General features: G+C 67.3%; 17 protein-coding genes. 3 read left to right on the top strand and 14 right to left on the bottom strand.

Going from position 1 to position 16,810, the window contains the following annotated elements:
- Positions 1 to 114: 114 nt before the first annotated feature.
- Complete coding sequence (locus E5P3_RS22045) at positions 115 to 786, top strand: FadR/GntR family transcriptional regulator (RefSeq protein WP_162587907.1); 672 nt, start codon at positions 115 to 117, stop codon at positions 784 to 786.
- A 63-nt stretch (positions 787 to 849) separates the two neighbouring features.
- On the opposite strand, the gene dnaJ is transcribed toward E5P3_RS22045, so the two are convergent.
- The 14 genes from dnaJ to E5P3_RS21975 form a co-directional block, all read right to left on the bottom strand.
- Positions 850 to 1,980 carry a molecular chaperone DnaJ gene (dnaJ, locus tag E5P3_RS22040; RefSeq protein ID WP_162587906.1) on the bottom strand — a complete coding sequence of 377 codons (1,131 nt, stop codon included), beginning with the start codon at positions 1,978 to 1,980 and terminating at the stop codon, positions 850 to 852.
- 77 nt (positions 1,981 to 2,057) lie between these two features.
- Positions 2,058 to 4,010, bottom strand: coding sequence for a molecular chaperone DnaK (gene dnaK / locus E5P3_RS22035; RefSeq protein WP_162587905.1), 1,953 nt, complete (start codon positions 4,008 to 4,010; stop codon positions 2,058 to 2,060).
- Between the two features lie 101 nt (positions 4,011 to 4,111).
- Entirely contained in the window at positions 4,112 to 4,678 is a 567-nt protein-coding gene (grpE, locus tag E5P3_RS22030; RefSeq protein WP_162587904.1) for a nucleotide exchange factor GrpE, read from the bottom strand.
- Positions 4,679 to 4,828: 150 nt separating this feature from the next.
- Positions 4,829 to 5,179: an FKBP-type peptidyl-prolyl cis-trans isomerase gene (locus E5P3_RS22025; RefSeq protein WP_162575998.1), complete on the bottom strand. Its 351-nt coding sequence runs from the start codon at positions 5,177 to 5,179 to the stop codon at positions 4,829 to 4,831.
- A 37-nt stretch (positions 5,180 to 5,216) separates the two neighbouring features.
- Positions 5,217 to 5,585: a winged helix-turn-helix transcriptional regulator gene (locus E5P3_RS22020; protein WP_162587903.1), complete on the bottom strand. Its 369-nt coding sequence runs from the start codon at positions 5,583 to 5,585 to the stop codon at positions 5,217 to 5,219.
- 162 nt (positions 5,586 to 5,747) lie between these two features.
- Positions 5,748 to 6,596 (bottom strand): archaetidylserine decarboxylase, encoded by an 849-nt coding sequence (asd, locus tag E5P3_RS22015; RefSeq protein WP_162587902.1) that lies wholly within the window; start codon positions 6,594 to 6,596, stop codon positions 5,748 to 5,750.
- A gap of 67 nt (positions 6,597 to 6,663) precedes the next feature.
- Positions 6,664 to 7,656, bottom strand: coding sequence for a Bug family tripartite tricarboxylate transporter substrate binding protein (locus tag E5P3_RS22010; protein ID WP_162589795.1), 993 nt, complete (start codon positions 7,654 to 7,656; stop codon positions 6,664 to 6,666).
- A 53-nt stretch (positions 7,657 to 7,709) separates the two neighbouring features.
- Positions 7,710 to 8,474 carry an SDR family NAD(P)-dependent oxidoreductase gene (locus E5P3_RS22005; RefSeq protein ID WP_162587901.1) on the bottom strand — a complete coding sequence of 255 codons (765 nt, stop codon included), beginning with the start codon at positions 8,472 to 8,474 and terminating at the stop codon, positions 7,710 to 7,712.
- Between the two features lie 23 nt (positions 8,475 to 8,497).
- Entirely contained in the window at positions 8,498 to 10,072 is a 1,575-nt protein-coding gene (garD, locus tag E5P3_RS22000) for a galactarate dehydratase (protein WP_162587900.1), read from the bottom strand.
- The gene (locus E5P3_RS21995; protein WP_162587899.1) at positions 10,069 to 11,367 is read right to left on the bottom strand and encodes a TRAP transporter large permease; all 1,299 of its coding nucleotides are present in this window, start codon (positions 11,365 to 11,367) and stop codon (positions 10,069 to 10,071) included. The genes garD and E5P3_RS21995 overlap by 4 nt, the downstream gene beginning before the upstream one ends.
- A gap of 67 nt (positions 11,368 to 11,434) precedes the next feature.
- Entirely contained in the window at positions 11,435 to 11,881 is a 447-nt protein-coding gene (locus E5P3_RS21990; RefSeq protein WP_162589794.1) for a TRAP transporter small permease, read from the bottom strand.
- Positions 11,882 to 11,970: 89 nt separating this feature from the next.
- The gene (locus E5P3_RS21985; protein ID WP_162587898.1) at positions 11,971 to 12,945 is read right to left on the bottom strand and encodes a TRAP transporter substrate-binding protein; all 975 of its coding nucleotides are present in this window, start codon (positions 12,943 to 12,945) and stop codon (positions 11,971 to 11,973) included.
- A gap of 47 nt (positions 12,946 to 12,992) precedes the next feature.
- A complete protein-coding gene (locus E5P3_RS21980) occupies positions 12,993 to 13,886 on the bottom strand; it encodes an SMP-30/gluconolactonase/LRE family protein (RefSeq protein WP_162587897.1) in 894 nt (297 codons plus the stop codon).
- A gap of 9 nt (positions 13,887 to 13,895) precedes the next feature.
- A complete protein-coding gene (locus tag E5P3_RS21975; RefSeq protein WP_162587896.1) occupies positions 13,896 to 14,717 on the bottom strand; it encodes an NAD-dependent epimerase/dehydratase family protein in 822 nt (273 codons plus the stop codon).
- Positions 14,718 to 14,785: 68 nt separating this feature from the next.
- Between E5P3_RS21975 and E5P3_RS21970 the strand changes: the two genes are divergently transcribed.
- Positions 14,786 to 15,598 carry a FadR/GntR family transcriptional regulator gene (locus E5P3_RS21970; protein ID WP_162587895.1) on the top strand — a complete coding sequence of 271 codons (813 nt, stop codon included), beginning with the start codon at positions 14,786 to 14,788 and terminating at the stop codon, positions 15,596 to 15,598.
- Between the two features lie 133 nt (positions 15,599 to 15,731).
- Positions 15,732 to 16,703, top strand: a complete 972-nt coding sequence (locus tag E5P3_RS21965; RefSeq protein ID WP_162587894.1) for a Bug family tripartite tricarboxylate transporter substrate binding protein — start codon at positions 15,732 to 15,734, stop codon at positions 16,701 to 16,703.
- Positions 16,704 to 16,810: the final 107 nt, after the last annotated feature.

The following is a 16,810-nucleotide window of genomic DNA, read 5'->3' as shown; positions in this document are numbered from 1 at the left end:
ACCAAATGCTACCAATCGAAGACCAATCTCACAACAATGCTGGCATCGAACCGTGGTTGATACGATAGCCGCCGGCCCTTTCTCCAAGATTCTTAGCTCGAACCTTCCGCAACCGTGTACAGCGCCCTGACCCTGCGGGAAGCCATTCTCGACAACCTCAAGTCACGCACCTGGCGAGCCGGGCAGCGCCTGCCCACCGAGCGCGCGTTGAGCGGGCAGTTCGGCCTCAGCCGCACGACCGTGCGGCGGGTACTGGCAGAGCTGAAGGAGCGCGGCCTGATCACGCAGACCGTGGGCAGCGGAACCTATGTGAGCGACGAAGTCGCCCGGGCGCTGGCGGACCTGAACCAGGGCGAGGCCCCGCTCGCCACCAGCCCTGCGGAGCTGATGAGCGCGCGCCTGGTGCTCGAGCCGGCGATCATGGCCATGGTGGTGGGGAGCGCCACCGCCGCGGACTTCTCCCGAATGGAGGTCTGCTGCGACAGGGGTGAGGCGGCCGCCACGCTGGAGGAGTTCGAATTGTGGGACGGCCGCCTGCACGAGGCGATCGCCGATGCCGCGCACAACGCCTTCATCTCGGCCGTGTTCCAGCGAATGAACGAGGTGCGGGCCCAGGGCGAGTGGGGCATGCTCAAGCGCCGAAGCGCGACGCCCGAGCGCCGGCTCGACTACCAGCGCGAACACCGCCAGCTGGTCGCCGCGCTCAAGGACCGGGACGGCGCCCGCGCCGTGCAGCTCTGCCTGGAGCATTTGGCGCACGTGCGGCGCAACCTCCTCGGCTACTGAAAGCAGGCGCGCTGCGGCGCCTATACCAATCAGGCCCAATCGACTGGATGTGGCCCGGGTTTCCTAGCTGAAGAATTCCTTGGCCTTGTCGAACCAGCCCTTGTCGGTCGGGCTGTGCTTGTCGCCGCCCTTCTTGAGCGACTCGTCCAGCTCCTTCATCAGCTTGCGCTGGTGCTCGGTGAGCTTGACCGGCGTCTCCACGCGGATGTGGCAGTACAGGTCGCCGGGGTAGCTCGAGCGCACGCCCTTGATCCCCTTGCCACGCAGGCGGAACTGCTTGCCGCTCTGCGTGCCGTCCGGGATGTCGATGGCCGCCGGGCCCTTGAGCGTGGGCACGCTGATCTCGCCGCCGAGCGCTGCGGTCGTGATGCTGACCGGCACCACGCAGTGCAGGTCGTCGCCGTCGCGCTCGAACAGCTCGTGCTTCTTCAGCCGGATCTCGATATAGAGGTCGCCGGGAGGCCCGCCGTTGGTGCCGGGCTCCCCGTTGCCGGTGCTCCGGATGCGCATGCCGTCGTCGATGCCGGCCGGGATCTTGACCTCCAGCGTCTTGTGGTTCTTGATCTTGCCCTGGCCGTGGCAGGTGGCGCAGGGCTCGGGGATGATCTTGCCGGTGCCGTGGCAGGTGGGGCAGGTCTGCTGCACGCTGAAGAAGCCCTGGCGCATCTGGACGACACCGTTGCCATGGCAGGTGGTGCAGGTGATCGGCTTGGTGCCGGGCTTGGCGCCCGTGCCCTTGCAGGTGCCGCAATCGTCCCAGCTGGGGATGCGGATCTGCGCATCCTTGCCGTCGGCCGCCTCCTCGAGCGTGATCTCCATCGCGTAGCTCAGGTCGGCGCCGCGGAACACCTGACGCCCGCCCGCGCGGCCGGCCCGGGCGCCGAACACGTCGCCGAAGATGTCGCCGAAGGCTTCCGCGAAGCCGCCGAAGCCCTCGGGCCCGGGGCCGCCGCGCATGTTGGGATCGACCCCCGCGTGGCCGTACTGGTCGTAGGCGGCGCGCTTCTGCGGGTCCGACAGCATCTCGTAGGCTTCCTTGACCTCCTTGAACTTGGTCTCGGCATCCTTGCTGTCGCCATGGTTGCGGTCGGGGTGGTGCTTCATCGCCAGCTTGCGATAAGCCTTCTTGATTTCCTCCTCGCTTGCGTTCTTGGGAACGCCGAGGGTTTCGTAGTAGTCGCGTTTGGTGGCCATGTTCGGTAGCGGTGTCGAGAACGGAAAAGGCCGGACCGCCCTGTCAGGAGATCCAGCCTTGCATCGGGGTCTTCAGATCAACCCTTCTTGACTTCCTTGACCTCGGCATCGACCACGTTGTCGTCGGCCGCAGCGCCGCTTGCAGCTTCCGGGCCAGCACCGCCTGCCGCGCCGCCCGGTGCCGCTCCGGCGGCTCCGGCCGTTGACTGGGCGTCGGCGTACATCTTCTCGCCGAGCTTCTGGCTGGCGGTCATCAGCGTGTTGGTCTTGTCCTCGATCGCCGCCTTGTCTTCGCCCTTGAGGACTTCTTCGAGCTCCTTGATCGCGGCCTCGATCTTTTCCTTCTCGCCGGCTTCCAGGCTCGCGCCATGCTCGCCCAGCGACTTCCTCACGCTGTGGGCCATGGCCTCGCCCTGGTTGCGGGCCTGGGCCAGCTCGACCTTCTTCTTGTCCTCGGCCGCATTGAGCTCGGCGTCCTTCACCATCTTCTGGATCTCGTCCTCCGACAGGCCCGAGTTCGCCTTGATGGTGATCTTGTTCTCCTTGCCGGTGCCCTTGTCCTTGGCGCCGACGTGCAGGATGCCGTTGGCGTCGATGTCGAAGCTGACCTCGATCTGCGGCGTGCCGCGGGCGGCCGGCGGAATGCCCTCGAGGTTGAATTCGCCCAGCAGCTTGTTGCCCGCGGCCACCTCGCGCTCGCCCTGGAACACCTTGATGGTCACGGCCGGCTGGTTGTCGTCGGCGGTCGAGAAGGTCTGCGCGAACTTCGTCGGGATCGTGGTGTTCTTCGTGATCATCTTCGTCATCACGCCGCCCATCGTCTCGATACCGAGAGACAGCGGGGTGACGTCGAGCAGCAGCACGTCCTTGCGGTCGCCCGAGAGCACCTGGCCCTGGATCGCGGCGCCCACGGCCACCGCCTCGTCGGGGTTCACGTCCTTGCGCGGCTCGCGGCCGAAGAACTCCTTCACCTTTTCCTGCACCTTGGGCATGCGGGTCATGCCGCCGACCAGGATCACGTCATGGATGTCGTTGACCGACACGCCGGCGTCCTTGATCGCGGTGCGGCAGGGGGCGATGGTGCGCTCGATCAGCTCGTCGACCAGGCTCTCCAGCTTGGCGCGGGTGAGCTTGATGTTCAGGTGCTTCGGGCCCGAGGCGTCGGCCGTGATGTAAGGCAGGTTGACGTCGGTCTGCGCGCTGTTCGACAGCTCGATCTTGGCCTTCTCGGCCGCTTCCTTCAGGCGCTGCAGGGCGAGCACGTCCTTGCTCAGGTCCACGCCCTGGTCCTTCTTGAACTCGCCGATGATGTAGTCGATCACGCGCTGGTCGAAGTCCTCGCCGCCGAGGAAGGTGTCGCCGTTGGTCGACAGCACCTCGAACTGCTTCTCGCCGTCGACGTCCGCGATCTCGATGATCGAGATGTCGAAGGTGCCGCCGCCCAGGTCATACACGGCGATCTTGCGGTCGGCGCGGTCCTGCTTGTCGAGGCCGAAGGCCAGCGCGGCCGCGGTCGGTTCGTTGATGATGCGCTTGACGTCCAGCCCGGCGATGCGGCCGGCGTCCTTGGTGGCCTGGCGCTGGCTGTCGTTGAAGTAGGCGGGCACGGTGATCACGGCCTCGGTCACGGCCTCGCCGAGGTAGTCCTCGGCGGTCTTCTTCATCTTGCGCAGGATCTCGGCGCTGACCTGGGGCGGCGCCAGTTTCTTGCCGCGCACTTCGACCCAGGCGTCGCCGTTGTCGGCCTTGACGATGCTGTAGGGCATCAGGTCGATGTCCTTCTGGACTTCCTTCTCCTCGAACTTGCGGCCGATCAGGCGTTTGACGGCGTAGATGGTGTTCTTGGGGTTGGTCACCGCCTGGCGCTTGGCCGAGGCGCCGACGAGCACTTCGCCGTCTTCCTGGTACGCGACGATCGAGGGCGTGGTCCGGGCGCCTTCAGAGTTCTCGATCACGCGCGTCGTGTTGCCTTCCATGATCGACACGCACGAGTTGGTGGTGCCGAGGTCGATGCCGATGATTTTGCCCATTTGGTTGCTCCTGAACGCGAAAAAGATGTTGTTGTGAACTTGTGGATAACCCGTCTCGATTCAAGGGAAGGAGCGGGGATTTCCTGTGAATTTCGTGGGGATCAGTTGGCCGGCGAGACTGTCACCAGCGCGGGTCGCAGCACGCGCTCGGCGATGGTGTAGCCCTTCTGCAGCACGCCGACGATGGTGTTGGGCTCCTGGCCCTCGACCGGCACCACCGAGATGGCCTGGTGCTGGTGCGGATCGAACTTGCTGCCGGCGGGCGGCGCGATCTCGATCACCTTGTTGCGTTCCAGCGCGCTCTTGAGCTGTCGCAGCGTGGCTTCGGCGCCTTCGCGGATCTGTTCGGGCGTGGCGTCCTTGTGCGCCAGGCCGGCCTCGAGGCTGTCGAGCACCGGCAACAGGCTCTCGGCGAAGGACTCGATGGCGAACTTGCGGCCCTTGGTGATCTCCTCGTCCGCGCGGCGGCGCGCGTTCTGCACGTCGGCCTGGGCCCTCAGGAACTGGTCGGCCAACTCGGCGTTCTTGGCCTGGAGCTGGGCGATCTCGGCGGTGGTAGCCGTCCGCGCATCAGCCTCGTTGGCAGCTTGCGCGGCCTCCAGTTCCTCGGGGCTGGCTTCGCCTTGCAGTGTCTCGGGATTCGATGGGGGTTTTTGCGGATCAGTCATGCTCAAAAAGCCGGCGGCATCGCCGGGAACTCAAGAAGAAGAGAACGATCACGGCCAACTGGGGCCAACGGTGGGGATTTCAAGAAAAAAATGCGCCTCGAGAGGCGCATTTGTCGAGCGGCGCAGGCGGCGCGCCGCGCGGGCGGCTGCTCAATGGGTGTCGAGCAACTCCACGTCGAACTTCAGGGTGGCGTTCGGCGGGATCACGCCACCGGCGCCGCGGGCACCGTAGCCCAGGGCGGGCGGAATGATCAGCGTGCGCTTGCCGCCGATCTTCATGCCGGCGACGCCCTCGTCCCAACCCTTGATCACCTGCCCGGCGCCGAGCGAAAAGGCGAAGGGGTCGTTGCGGTCGCGGCTGGAGTCGAACTTGGCGCCTTGCACGCCGTCGTTGTAGAGCCAGCCGGTGTAGTGCACGTGCACATGGTGGCCGGCTTGGGCTTCGGCGCCATCGCCGACGACGCTGTCTTCATACTGGAGGCCGGAGGGAGTGGTGGGCATGGCGTTCCTTGGGAAGTGGAAGGGAAAGCCCCGAAGTTTAACGAGGCGCCGGTGGTGCCTCCGGCGGCGGCGGCGCGACCGGCTTGAGGGGCCCCGGCACGTTCTTCTTGACCTGGTTGAGCTGCCATTTCACCGCGAAGGCCTGCAGGTCCGAGAGGCGCCTGAGCAGGTCCTGGCCGGTGGGCGTCAGGCTGTAGCCCTCGCCGCCATGGCTCACGATGCCGGCCTCGCGCATCTCCTTGATCCGGGTGTTAAGGGTGTTCGGCGTGATGTTGCCGACGCTGTCCTGCAGGAGCCGGAAGGTCTGGGCGTGGCCGTCGCGCAGCGCCCAGAGAACGCGCAGCGCGTAGCGGGCTTCGAGCAACGCGAGCAGTTGGCTGACCGCCGCGTTTTCCTTGCTGCTCATTGGGGGCATCTCCTCGGGAGGACGGCGGCGGCCGCGAGGGCGCTGCGTGTTCTTGTCGAACCCGGCTACCGACCGGGCCGGCGAATATATCCCAGATGGCGATGTGCTACAAGTTTCATAGCTGGCCGGTCAGGCAGGCTGCGGGCTGTGGAGGCGGGGCGTTCAGGCGCCAGGGTAGCGGGCCATAGGTTCACCCAGGCGAACCGCGCCTGCCGGCGCCCAGGCGGGATTGAATTCCAGCGGCGGCTTCGGAAACAGCATCACCACCGTCGAGCCGAGCAGGAAGCGGCCCATCTCCTCGCCTTGCCTGAGCACGATCTGCCGGTCGTCGTAGCGCCATTCCCGCAGCTTGCCGCCGCGCGGCGGGTTGACCACGCCATGCCAGACCGTGGCCATGCTGCCGACGATGGTGGCGCCGACCAGCGCCAGCACGAAGGGGCCGCGTGCCGACTCGAAGACGCACACCACGCGCTCGTTGCGCGCAAACAGGCCCGGCACGCCGCGCGCGGTCACCGGATTGACCGAGAACAGCTCGCCCGGCACATGAATCATCCGCAGCAGGCGCCCGTCGCAGGGCATGTGGATGCGGTGGTAGTCCTTCGGGCTCAGGTACAGCGTGGCGAAGCTGCCGTGCTGGAACTGCGCAGCCAGTGCCGCGTCGCCGCCCACCAGCGCCGTGGTGGTGTAGAGATGGCCCTTGGCCTGGATGATCTGGTCGCCCTCGATCGCGCCGAACTGGCTGATCGCGCCATCGACCGGGCAGACCAGGTCGGCCTGCGCGATCGGCCGCACGCCGGGCTTCAGCGCGCGGGTGAAGAAGTCGTTGAAGCTGGGGTAGCTGGCGATGTCGCTGTTCAGCGCCTCGGCCATGTCGATGCCGTACTTGGCGACGAAGCGCCGGATGATCCACGTCGTGAGCGCGCCGCGCTCCTTGCCTGCGACCCAGCCGGCAAAGTTGGTCAGCGCCTGCTTGGGAAACAGGTATTGCGGCAGGACGGCGAAACGGGACACGAAGGGAGGCTTCCGAAAAGGAAGGCGATTCTAGCCAGCGCCCCATCCGTCGCCTGCGGGACGGCGCCTACTCCGGCTTGATGTTCGCCGCCTTGATTACCTGCGCCCACTTCTCGACCTCGGCCTTCTGGAACGCCGCGATCTGCGCGGTGCTCATGTCGGCCGGCTGCATGCCGAAACCCTTGAGCTTGTCCTGCATCTCGGGCTCGGCCAGGATCTTGCGGATCTCGGTGTGCAGCCGGTCGATCACCGGCGCCGGCGTGCCGGCCGGCACGAAGATGGCCTGCCAGGACAGCACCTCGAAGTCCTGCAGGCCCGGCACACCGGACTCGGCCACCGTCGGCACGTCCGGTAGCGAAGGCAGGCGCTTGGCCGAGCTCACCGCGATCGCGCGCAGCTTGCCGCTCTGGATGTGCGGGCCGGCGACGACCGTGGTGTCGAACATCATGTCGACCTGGCCGCCGATCACGTCCTGGATCGCCGGGCCGCTGCCCTTGTAGGGCACGTGCGTGAACTTGACGCCCGACTTGTAGGCCAGCAGCTCCAGCGTCAGGTGCTGCGAGGTGCCGGTGCCGGCCGAAGCGGAGGAGAGCCCGCCCGACTTGGTCTTGCTGGCCTCCAGCACGTCCTTCAGCGTCTTGTAGGGGCTGGCCTGGTTGACGACCAGCACCACCGGGTTGGTGCCGATCAGGGTGACCGGCGCGAAGGACTTCAGCGGGTCGTAGCCGATCTTCGGATAGAGGCTCACGTTGATCGCGTGCGAGCTGATGGTCCCGCCCAGCATCGTGTAGCCGTCGGGTGCGGCGCGCGACGCGATCTCGGAGCCGATGCTGCCGCCCGCGCCGCCCTTGTTGTCGATCACGACGCTGGTGCCCAGCGCCGGGCCGAGCTTCTGGGCGATCAGGCGGCCGAGCACGTCGGTCGTGCCGCCGGCCGGGAAGGGCACGAGGTAGGTGATGGCCTTGCCGGTTGGCCATTGGCCTTGCGCAAGGGCAGACAGGCCCGGCAGGCCCGCGGCGAGCGATGCGAGCGCGGTGCGGATCAGGGTGCGGCGTTGCAGCATGAAGGTGTCTCCTTGACGTTCAGGTAATAAATAGCGATGCCCCTGGTGGCTCAGGGCATGTACTGGCCGCCGTTGACCTCGAGGATCTGGCCCGTCACGTAGCCCGAGAGCTGCTCCGAGGCGAGGTAGAGGAAGGCGCCCACGCACTCGTCGGGCTCCCCGATGCGGGCCATCGGGATCGTGGCCTTGAAGGACTCGAGCATCTGGGGCGTCGAGAACTGGTCGTGGAAAGGTGTCTGGATCACGCCCGGCGCCACCGCATTGACGCGAATGCGCTCGGCCGCGAGTTCCTTGGCCAGGCCGCGGGTTGCCGTGCTGACGAAGCCCTTGGCGCCCGCGTACAGGTAGGCACCCGGCCCGCCGCCGTGGCGCGCCGCGACCGAAGACACATTGATGATGCTGCCGCCGCGTCCCTGCGCCCGCATGAGCGGCACGACCTCGCGGCAGAAGGCGAGCATCGAGCGGGCGTTGATGTGCAGGATCTCGTCGAACAGCGCGTCGTCGAACTCGGTGATCGGCACGCGCTTGACCAGGCTGCCCGCATTGTTGACGAGGATGTCGATGGCGCCCCAGCGCGCCGTGGTTTCCCGCACCACGCGCCGGATCGCTTCGCTGTCGCGCACGTCGCCCTGCAGCGCGAAGGCCTCGCCGCCGGCGGCGGTGATGGCGTCGACCACTGCCTTCGCGGGGCCGGCCGAGCGGTTGTAATGCACCGCCACGCGCATGCCGCGGGCCGCGTAGCCCTTCGCGACGGCCGCTCCGATGCCGGTGCTGGCGCCGGTGACGAGGGCAATCTTGCCTTTGAGATCTTCCATGATGTTCTCCTGTTCTCTTTGTGTCAGGTAACCGGCGCCGGGTTGAACAGCACCAGTGCGTTGTGGAGCTTCCAGTGCTCCGCCCAGGTCTTCTTGCGCCCGCTGGCCACGTCGAGCATCAGGCGGAAGAGCTCCCAGCCCACGTCCTCGATGCTCGCTTCGCCGTCGGCGATGCGGCCCGCGTTGACATCCATCAGGTCGTGCCAGCGGCGCGCCAGCTCGCTGCGCGTGGCGACCTTGATCACCGGCACCTCGGCCAGCCCGTAGGGCGTGCCGCGGCCGGTGGTGAAGACATGCAGGTTGATGCCGGCCGCGAGCTGCAGCGTGCCGCAGATGAAATCGGAGGCCGGCGTCGCCGCATAGAGCAGGCCCTTCTGCCGCGCCTTCTCGCCGGGCGGCACCACGCCGGAGATCGCCGCGCTGCCCGACTTCACGATCGAGCCCATCGCCTTCTCGACGATGTTGGAGAGCCCGCCCTTCTTGTTGCCGGGCGTGGTGTTGGCGCTGCGGTCGACCCGGCCGCGGTCCAGGTAGGCGTCGTACCAGGCCATCTCGCGGATCATGGCCTCGGCCACCTCCGGCGTGGCGGCGCGCGAGGTCAGCTGGTCGATGCCGTCGCGTACCTCGGTCACCTCCGAGAACATCACGGTGGCGCCGGCGCGCACCAGGAGGTCGGTGCAGAAGCCCACGGCCGGGTTGGCGGTGACACCCGAGAACGCGTCGCTCCCGCCGCACTGCACGCCGACCACCAGTTCGCTGGCCGGCACTGTCTCGCGCCGGCGGGCGTCCAGGCGCTCCAGGTGTTCCTCGGCCTGGCGCAGGATGGAGTCGACCATCGACATGAAGCCGACGTGAGCTTCGTCCTGCAGGCAGACCACGTCGAGCTTCGCCTCGGCGCTGTCGCCGATGTCGGCCACGTTGCGCTCGTCGATCAGCGGGATGGTGCCGGGCGGCATCAGCCGCTCGGGCTGCAGCTTCTCGCAGCCCAGGCTCACCACCATCACCTCGCCGCCGAAGTTCGGGTTGAGGCTGATGTTGCGCAACGTGCGGATCGGAATGACCGCGTCGGGCGCATCGATGGCCACGCCGCAGCCATAGCTGTGCTCCAGCGCGACCACGTCGTCGACGTTCGGGTACTTCGGCAGCAGCTCGGCCTTGATGCGCTGCACCGCGAATTCGGTAACGCCGGCCACGCACTGCACGGTCTGCGTGATGGCCAGGATGTTGCGCGTGCCGACCGATCCGTCCGGGTTGCGGTAGCCCTCGAAGGTGTAGCCCTCCAGCGGCGTCGGCGGCAGGGGCTTCACGGTCGCGATCGGCAGGCCGTCGAGCGCGCGCGCGGCCGGCATCTTCAAGAGACGCTCGTGGACCCAGCTGCCGGCCACGATGGGCTTCAGCGCATAGCCGATCACGACGTCGTAGCGGCGCACCTCGCCGCCCTCGGGGATGTCGACCAGCGCCACCTTGTGCGCCTGTGGCACCTTCTCGCGCAGTGTCAGCCCCGAGGGGAAGACCGTGCCCGCGGGAAGGCCGCCGTCGTTGGCCACGATCGCGACGTTGTCGCGCTCGTGCATGGCGATGCAGAGGGGTTCGCTCATTTGGGTGTGGAGAAGAAGTCGGGCAGCCACAGGGAGAAGGCCGGCACGTAGGTCACCAGCATCAGGCACACCAGCAGCGCCCCGTAGAAGGGCCAGATCGATCGCATCACCTGCCCGACCGAGACGCCCCCGATCGCGCAGCCGATGAACTGCGTGGTGCCCACCGGCGGCGTGTTCAGCCCCAGCGCGCAGTTGATCAGCATGACGATGCCGAACTGCACCGGGCTCATGCCGAACTGCATCGCGATCGGCAGGAAGATCGGCGTGCAGATCAGGATGGTGGCGGCCATGTCCAGGAAGGTTCCCAGCACGAACAGCAGCACGTTGATCATCAGGAAGATGACCCACGGGCTGCTGGAGACCGAGGTCATCAGCTCGCCGGTCTTCTGCGGCACCTCGTACAGCGCCATGAAGTAGCCGAAGGCCGAGGAGATGCCGATCAGCAGCAGCACCACGCCGGTGGTCTTGCAGGCCTTGGCGCAGGCCTTCAGGAAGTCCTTCCAGCTCAGCGACCGGTACACCAGCACCGTGACGGCCAACGCCCAGAGCACCGCGGTGGCCGCCGACTCGGTGGCGGTGAACACCCCCGACAGGATGCCGACCAGGATGATCACCACGATCAGCAGCCCCGGCAGCGCACCGATGAAGGCCGCCAGCACCTCGCCCCAGCCGGGAAAGGCGCCGCGGATCGGGTAGCCGCGCTTGATCGCCACGTAGTAGGCCGCCGCCAGGTTGCACAGCGTCAGGAGCAGCGCCGGGATCAGCCCCGCCAGGATCAGGCTCAGCACGCTGACCGAGGCGATGCCGGTGGTGGCGAGCGTGAAGATGATGAGGTTGTGCGATGTCGGCATCAGCGCGCCGACCAGCGCGGCGTGGGTGGTGACGTTGACCGCGTAGTCCGCGTCGTAGCCTTCGCGCTTCATCAGTGGGATCATCACCGAGCCCATGGCCGACACGTCCGCCACCGGCGAGCCCGCCACGCCGCCGAACAGCGTGCAGCCGATCACGTTGCTCATGCCGAGGCCGCCGCGCACATGCCCGATCAGGCTGTTGGCGAAGCGCACGATGCGCTGCGCGATGCCGCCGTAGAGCATCAGCTCGCCGGCGAAGACGAAGAAGGGGATGGCCAGGAAGGAGAAGATCTGCATCCCGCCGACCATCTTCTGGAACACCACCGCGACCGGCAGGCCCGCATAGGTCACGGTCGCGATCGATGCCAGGCCGATCGAGAACGCCACCGGCACGCCGATGACCAGCAGCACCAGAAAACTGAAAGACAGGACTGCTAGTTCCATAGGCCCCCACGCTCGCTTTGCTCGCGGCCCCCCGAGGGGACGCGAATTGCCATGAGGCGGCTCTTCGTCAATTCCATGCCGGCACCACTTCTTCGTCACGCAGCAACGCCACGATATGTTCAACCGAAAACAGCACGATCAGGAGGCCCGCAATCACGAGCGCCAGGTAGTCCGCACCCACAGGGATGCCCAGCATGGGCTTCATGTCGCTCCATTTGAGCCGTGTCCAGAGCCAGCCGCTGGACACCATGAAGGCACCGAACAGCGCCACCAGCGCGTGGATCAGGATCTCGACCTTGAGGCGCAGCGAGTCCGGCAACAGCGCAACCAGCGAATCCAGCCCGATATGCCCGGCATCGCGCACGCCGACCGCCACGCCCAGCGCGGTGACATACAGCACCAGCTGCAGCGCCAGCCCCTCGGCCCAGACCGGCGTGTCGTTGAAGAGGTAGCGCCCGACCACCTGATACTGCACGCACGCGATGATCGCGATCAGCAGCACCACCGCCAGCATCAGGCTGACCTTGGACAGCAACGCGCACAGCCGCGAGTACGCGTGCCGCGAGGGCGGACGCGGGACTGCGGTTTCGAGGGTGCCGACGCTCACTTGTTGTCCTGGATGGTCTTGACCAGGCGCTGCAGGTCGGGCGTGGAAATGAACTTGGCGTACACCGGCGCCATCGCAGCGCGGAACGAGGCCTTGTCGACGTCGGACACGATGGTGGCGCCGCCCTTGGTCACCACCTCCAGCGACTTGGCCTCCTGCTCGTCCCACTTCTTGCGCTGGAACGCGACCGATTCCTTGGCCGCGGCGCGGAACATGTCCTGGTCGGCCTTGGGCAGCTTGTCGTAGACGGCCTTGGACATCACCAGCATCTCGGGCGCCATGGAATGCTCGGTGCGCGAGTAGAACTTGACGGCCTCGTAGTGCTTGAACCCGTCATAGGACGGGATGTTGTTCTCCGCGGCGTCGATCAGCCCGGTCTTCAGGCCGGTGTAGACCTCGCCGATCGGCACCGGCGTGGCGTTGGCGCCCATGGCGTTGATCAGCGAGACCCACAGGTCGGATTGCTGCACGCGGATCTTCATGCCCTTGGCGTCGGCCAGCGTCTTCACCGGCTTCTTGGCGTAGATCGAGCGCGCGCCGCTGTCATAGAAGGCCAGGCCGACCAGGCCCTCGGGCTCGCAGCTCTTCAGGATCTCCTCGCCGGCCGGGCCGTCGAGCGACTTGCGCATGTGCGCGATCGACTCGAACAGGAAGGGCATGGTCGGCACCAGCGTCTTGGCGCACAGCGAGTTCAGCGGGCTGATGTTGACGCGGGTCATCTCCAGCGCGCCGATCTTCACCTGGTCGATGGTTTCCTTCTCGGTGCCGAGCGCGCCCTTGTTGAAGACCTTGATCTTGTATTTGCCGTTGCTGCGCTTGTCGAGCAGCTCGCTCATGTGCTTGACGGCGGCCACGGTCGGATAGTCGTCGCTGTTGTGCACGTCGGCCGAGCGGAACTCGACGGCATGCGCGGCCAGGCCCAGGGTGCCGGCCGCCAGTGCGATCAGGGTGCGGTTGAACTTGAACTTCATTTGTCTTCCTCTGTTGGTGGTTGCTGTCGGGATGAAATCCGGTTTCGTCAGGCGCCGAATGCGGGCTCCGCGATGCCCTGGGTCCCCGGGCGCAGCGCGAACACGCCGCCGGCCAGCGGCTGGTCGGAGAGATCGCCGCCGGGCCGGATGGAGGTCACGAAGAGGGTGTCCAGCCTCGGGCCGCCGAAGGCGCACATTGCCGGCTTCTTCACCGGCACTTCGAGAGAGCGGTCGAGGCGGCCTTGCGGCGTGAAGCGGTGCACCAGGCCGGCGTCGTTGCCGCAGATCCAGTAGCAGCCGTCGGCGTCGACCGCGGCACCGTCGGGGCGGCCGGGCAGGGGCTTCATGTCGATGAAGACGCGCCGGTTGGTCGGCGTGCCGGTGGTGGTGTCGTAGTCGAAGGCCCAGACGGTCTGCACGCTCGGGTGCGAATCAGACAGGTACATGGTGCGGCCGTCGGGGCTGAAGGCCAGGCCGTTGGGGACGATGAGGTCTTCGAGCTGCAGCGATGGCGGCTTGTGGTTGTCGCCGTCGAAGCGATAGAGCCGGCCTGCGCGGGCGCCTGGCCCCATGTCCATCAGCATGGTGCCGGCCCAGAAGCGGCCCTGGCGGTCGCAGCGGCCATCGTTGAAGCGCATGCCCGGCAGGGCGTGCGCCACCTGCGCGAGGGGCGTCGCGGCGAGGGTGCCGTCGTCCTTCGGCTCGATCGAGAAGAGGCCGCTTTCCATGCCGGCGATCCACGCACCGGGCAGATCTGCGCGCGGGGCGATGCAGGCGATCATTTCCTCGCCGGTCCAATGTCGGTGCCCGTCGGGCGACCAGCGATGCAGGGCTCGCCCCGGGATGTCGACCCAGTAGAGCGCCTGCTCGGCGGTCGACCAGACGGGGCTTTCGCCGGTGCCGCAGCGGGCATCGACCACGAGCTCGGCCTGCGTGGACATGATGTCCCCCTAATCGCCGAAAGGGCCCTGGGCGGTGAAGGCGCCGCCCTGGTAGACGGCATTGGGATCGTCGGCGGCCACCGGCGGCTGGGCCTCGACCTTGGCGCGGAAGACCTCCGAGCTGTCCTGCGGCTGGAAGCCCAAGTGCGCCGCGGCGCTGTTGTCCCACCAGACGTCGCGGTTGGCCGACACGCCATAGACCACCGTGTGCTTCACGTCCGGCGTGAAGAGCGACTTCTCGACCAACGACGTGAGGTCGCGGTAGCTGAGCCAGGTGCTCATCATCCGGCGGTTGGCCGGCTCGGGGAAGGAGGAGCCGATGCGGATGCTCACCGTCTCGATGCCCCAGCGGTCGAAGTAGAACTGGGCCATGTCCTCGCCGAAGGACTTGGACAGGCCGTAGTAGCCGTCGGGCCGGCGCTGGGCGTGGGCGTCGATCGTCTCCGTCTGCTTGTAGAAGCCGATCACATGGTTCGAACTGGCGAAGACCACCCGCTTCACGCCGTGACGGCGCGCGCCTTCATAGATATGGAAGACGCCCTTGATGTTGGCCTCGAGGATCTCCTCGAAAGGACGTTCGACGGACACACCGCCCAAGTGAACGATCGCGTCGCAGCCGGCGACCAGCGCATCGACCGCGGCCTTGTCCGCCAGGTCGCAGGGGATCGCTTCCTCCTGCGGGCGCTCGGCCGGCGCGAGCGCGGCAATGTCGGACACGCGCAGCGTCCGGGCGAAGGGACGCAGGCGCTCGCGCAGGACCTTGCCCAGGCCGCCGGCGGCCCCGGTTAGCAGCAAGCGGTTCAGGCGGGGAGGGGAGGAAGGCGCACTCATCGTTGCTGTCTCTCTGAAGTCGTAAGTTATCGGTTGTCGTACAACGTTCGGTTGATTATCATCAACGCATGTCGAGCCTGTCAACGGGGTCAACCGCCGCCGCCGATCCGGCCGCCTTGGGCGGCAGCCCGCGGCGTCGCGGGCGCGGCCTGGCGCATGGCCTGGTCGACGACCTGGGCGAGAAGATCCGCAGCCAGCAGCTGCGGCCGGGCGACAAGCTGCCCACCGAGTCGGCCATCATGCAGGCCTATGGCGTCAGCCGCACCGTCGTGCGCGAGGCGCTGTCGAAGCTGCAGGCCGGCGGGCTGGTGGAGACCCACCATGGCATCGGCACCTTCGTGCTGCAGCCCAGGGCGGCGGGCATGTTCCGTCTCGAGGGCTCCGACATCGCGACCACGGTCGACGTGCTGGCGGTGCTGGAGCTGCGCATCAGCCTGGAGACCGAGTCGGCCGGGCTGGCTGCCACCCGCCGTACCGAGGAGCACCTGGCGGCGATGCGCGACGCGCTCGACGATTTCGAGCGCAACGTGGCCGTGGCGGGCGACACGGTGGCGCCCGACTTCCGCTTCCACCTGCAGATCGCGCAGGCCACGGGCAACCCGTACTTCGCGGACATCATGAGCCACCTCGGCACCACCATCATTCCGCGCACCCGCATCACTGCCATCCGCAACCACGACCGCCGCGGCGAGTACCTGAGCCGTGTCAACCGCGAGCACGAGGAAATCTACGCTGCCATCGCGCGGGGCGATCCGGACTCGGCGCGTGCTGCCATGCGCATCCATCTGACCAACAGCCGGGAGCGCCTGCGCCTGGCGCAGGAGGCCGCCCAGCGCGAAGCGCCTGCGCCCGCGCCGGCCGGAGGCGCCTCGTCGACCTGAGCGGCGCAGGTGCGTGCTGGACATCCTGCTCTTTCAGTTGTACGATGACTGATAACTTAAGACAACCCTGATCTCGTTCCCACGGCTTGAAACGCCCCCATCCCTCATCCCTCGTTCCCCGGAGACACCACACATGACCCTCAATCGACGTGATCTCGTGCTCGGCGCCGTTGGCGCGAGCCTGCTGGCGGGCTCCGCCAATGCAGCCGATGCCTGGCCTTCGAAGCCCCTGCGCATCGTGGTGCCCTACCCACCGGGCGGCTCATCCGACATCATTGCGCGCGCCATCAGCCAGCCCTTGTCGGAGGCGCTCAAGCAGTCGGTGATCGTGGAGAACCGCGCGGGCGCCAACGGCAATCTCGGCGCCGACCTGGTGGCCAAGGCGCCGGGCGACGGCTACACGCTGCTGCTGTGCGACGTCGGCGCGCTGGCGATCAGCCCCTCCGTCTACACCAAGCTCGCGTTCGATCCGTCGAAGGACCTGCGCGGCGTGACCATGCTGGCCTACTCGCCGCACCTGCTGGTGGTGCATCCGTCGGTGCAGGCCGGCAGCCTGAAGGAACTGGTCGCGTTGTCGAAGAAGGCCGATCTGAACTTCGCCGTGACCGCTACCGGCAGCGCCCCGCACCTGGCCGGCGTGGCGCTCGAGCGTGCCAGCGGCGCGCGCTGGCAGTACGTGCCCTACAAGGGCGGCGTGCAGGCCATCCAGGACACAGTGGGCGGCCAGACCCAGGTGCTGATGAACGGCATGCTCGCGACCCTGCCGCACGTACAGAGCGGCAAGCTCAAGGTGCTGGGCGTCTCGAAGTCCACCCGCATGCCGCTGATCGGCGACGTGCCCACCATCGCCGAGCAGGGCGTGGCGGGCTTCGAGTCGGGCACCTGGCAGGGCATGCTGGCGCCGCGCGGCACGCCCGAGGCGGTCATCCAGCGCCTCAACAAAGAGCTCGTCACCATCATCCGCTCGGCCGACATCCGTTCTCGGCTGGCCGGACAGGGCGCGGAGGTCGTGACGATGACGCCGACCGAGCAGGAGCAGTTCTTCAACAAGGAACGCGCGCGCTGGGCCAAGGTGGTCGAAGCGGCGCAGATCAAGCTGGACTAAAGCTCTCCCCCCGGTTGGCTCACCTCGTGTCGCCGCCCACCCCCTCACCGGGGGCAACACCAGCGGCCCGGCAAAGCCGGTTCCGCGGTGGGCATGTTGCTCTCCCC

The organism is Variovorax sp. RA8, assembly GCF_901827175.1.
Classification (GTDB): Bacteria; Pseudomonadota; Gammaproteobacteria; order Burkholderiales; family Burkholderiaceae_C; genus Variovorax.
Note: the sequence above shows the minus strand (reverse complement) of the source record. Positions and strands in the feature narration are given on the sequence as shown.

Excerpts from the sequence above, each read along its gene's own strand:
- E5P3_RS22020 (WP_162587903.1), bottom strand. The coding sequence starts at position 5,585 with ATGAGCAGCAAGGAAAACGCGGCGGTCAGCCAACTGCTCGCGTTGCTC.
- dnaJ (WP_162587906.1), bottom strand. The coding sequence starts at position 1,980 with ATGGCCACCAAACGCGACTACTACGAAACCCTCGGCGTTCCCAAGAAC.
- E5P3_RS21970 (WP_162587895.1), top strand. The coding sequence starts at position 14,786 with ATGTCGAGCCTGTCAACGGGGTCAACCGCCGCCGCCGATCCGGCCGCC.
- E5P3_RS22025 (WP_162575998.1), bottom strand. The coding sequence starts at position 5,179 with ATGCCCACCACTCCCTCCGGCCTCCAGTATGAAGACAGCGTCGTCGGC.
- E5P3_RS21995 (WP_162587899.1), bottom strand. The coding sequence starts at position 11,367 with ATGGAACTAGCAGTCCTGTCTTTCAGTTTTCTGGTGCTGCTGGTCATC.
- E5P3_RS22005 (WP_162587901.1), bottom strand. The coding sequence starts at position 8,474 with ATGGAAGATCTCAAAGGCAAGATTGCCCTCGTCACCGGCGCCAGCACC.
- dnaK (WP_162587905.1), bottom strand. The coding sequence starts at position 4,010 with ATGGGCAAAATCATCGGCATCGACCTCGGCACCACCAACTCGTGCGTG.
- E5P3_RS21980 (WP_162587897.1), bottom strand. The coding sequence starts at position 13,886 with ATGTCCACGCAGGCCGAGCTCGTGGTCGATGCCCGCTGCGGCACCGGC.
- E5P3_RS21965 (WP_162587894.1), top strand. The coding sequence starts at position 15,732 with ATGACCCTCAATCGACGTGATCTCGTGCTCGGCGCCGTTGGCGCGAGC.
- E5P3_RS21990 (WP_162589794.1), bottom strand. The coding sequence starts at position 11,881 with ATGCTGGCGGTGGTGCTGCTGATCGCGATCATCGCGTGCGTGCAGTAT.
- E5P3_RS21985 (WP_162587898.1), bottom strand. The coding sequence starts at position 12,945 with ATGAAGTTCAAGTTCAACCGCACCCTGATCGCACTGGCGGCCGGCACC.
- grpE (WP_162587904.1), bottom strand. The coding sequence starts at position 4,678 with ATGACTGATCCGCAAAAACCCCCATCGAATCCCGAGACACTGCAAGGC.
- garD (WP_162587900.1), bottom strand. The coding sequence starts at position 10,072 with ATGAGCGAACCCCTCTGCATCGCCATGCACGAGCGCGACAACGTCGCG.
- E5P3_RS21975 (WP_162587896.1), bottom strand. The coding sequence starts at position 14,717 with ATGAGTGCGCCTTCCTCCCCTCCCCGCCTGAACCGCTTGCTGCTAACC.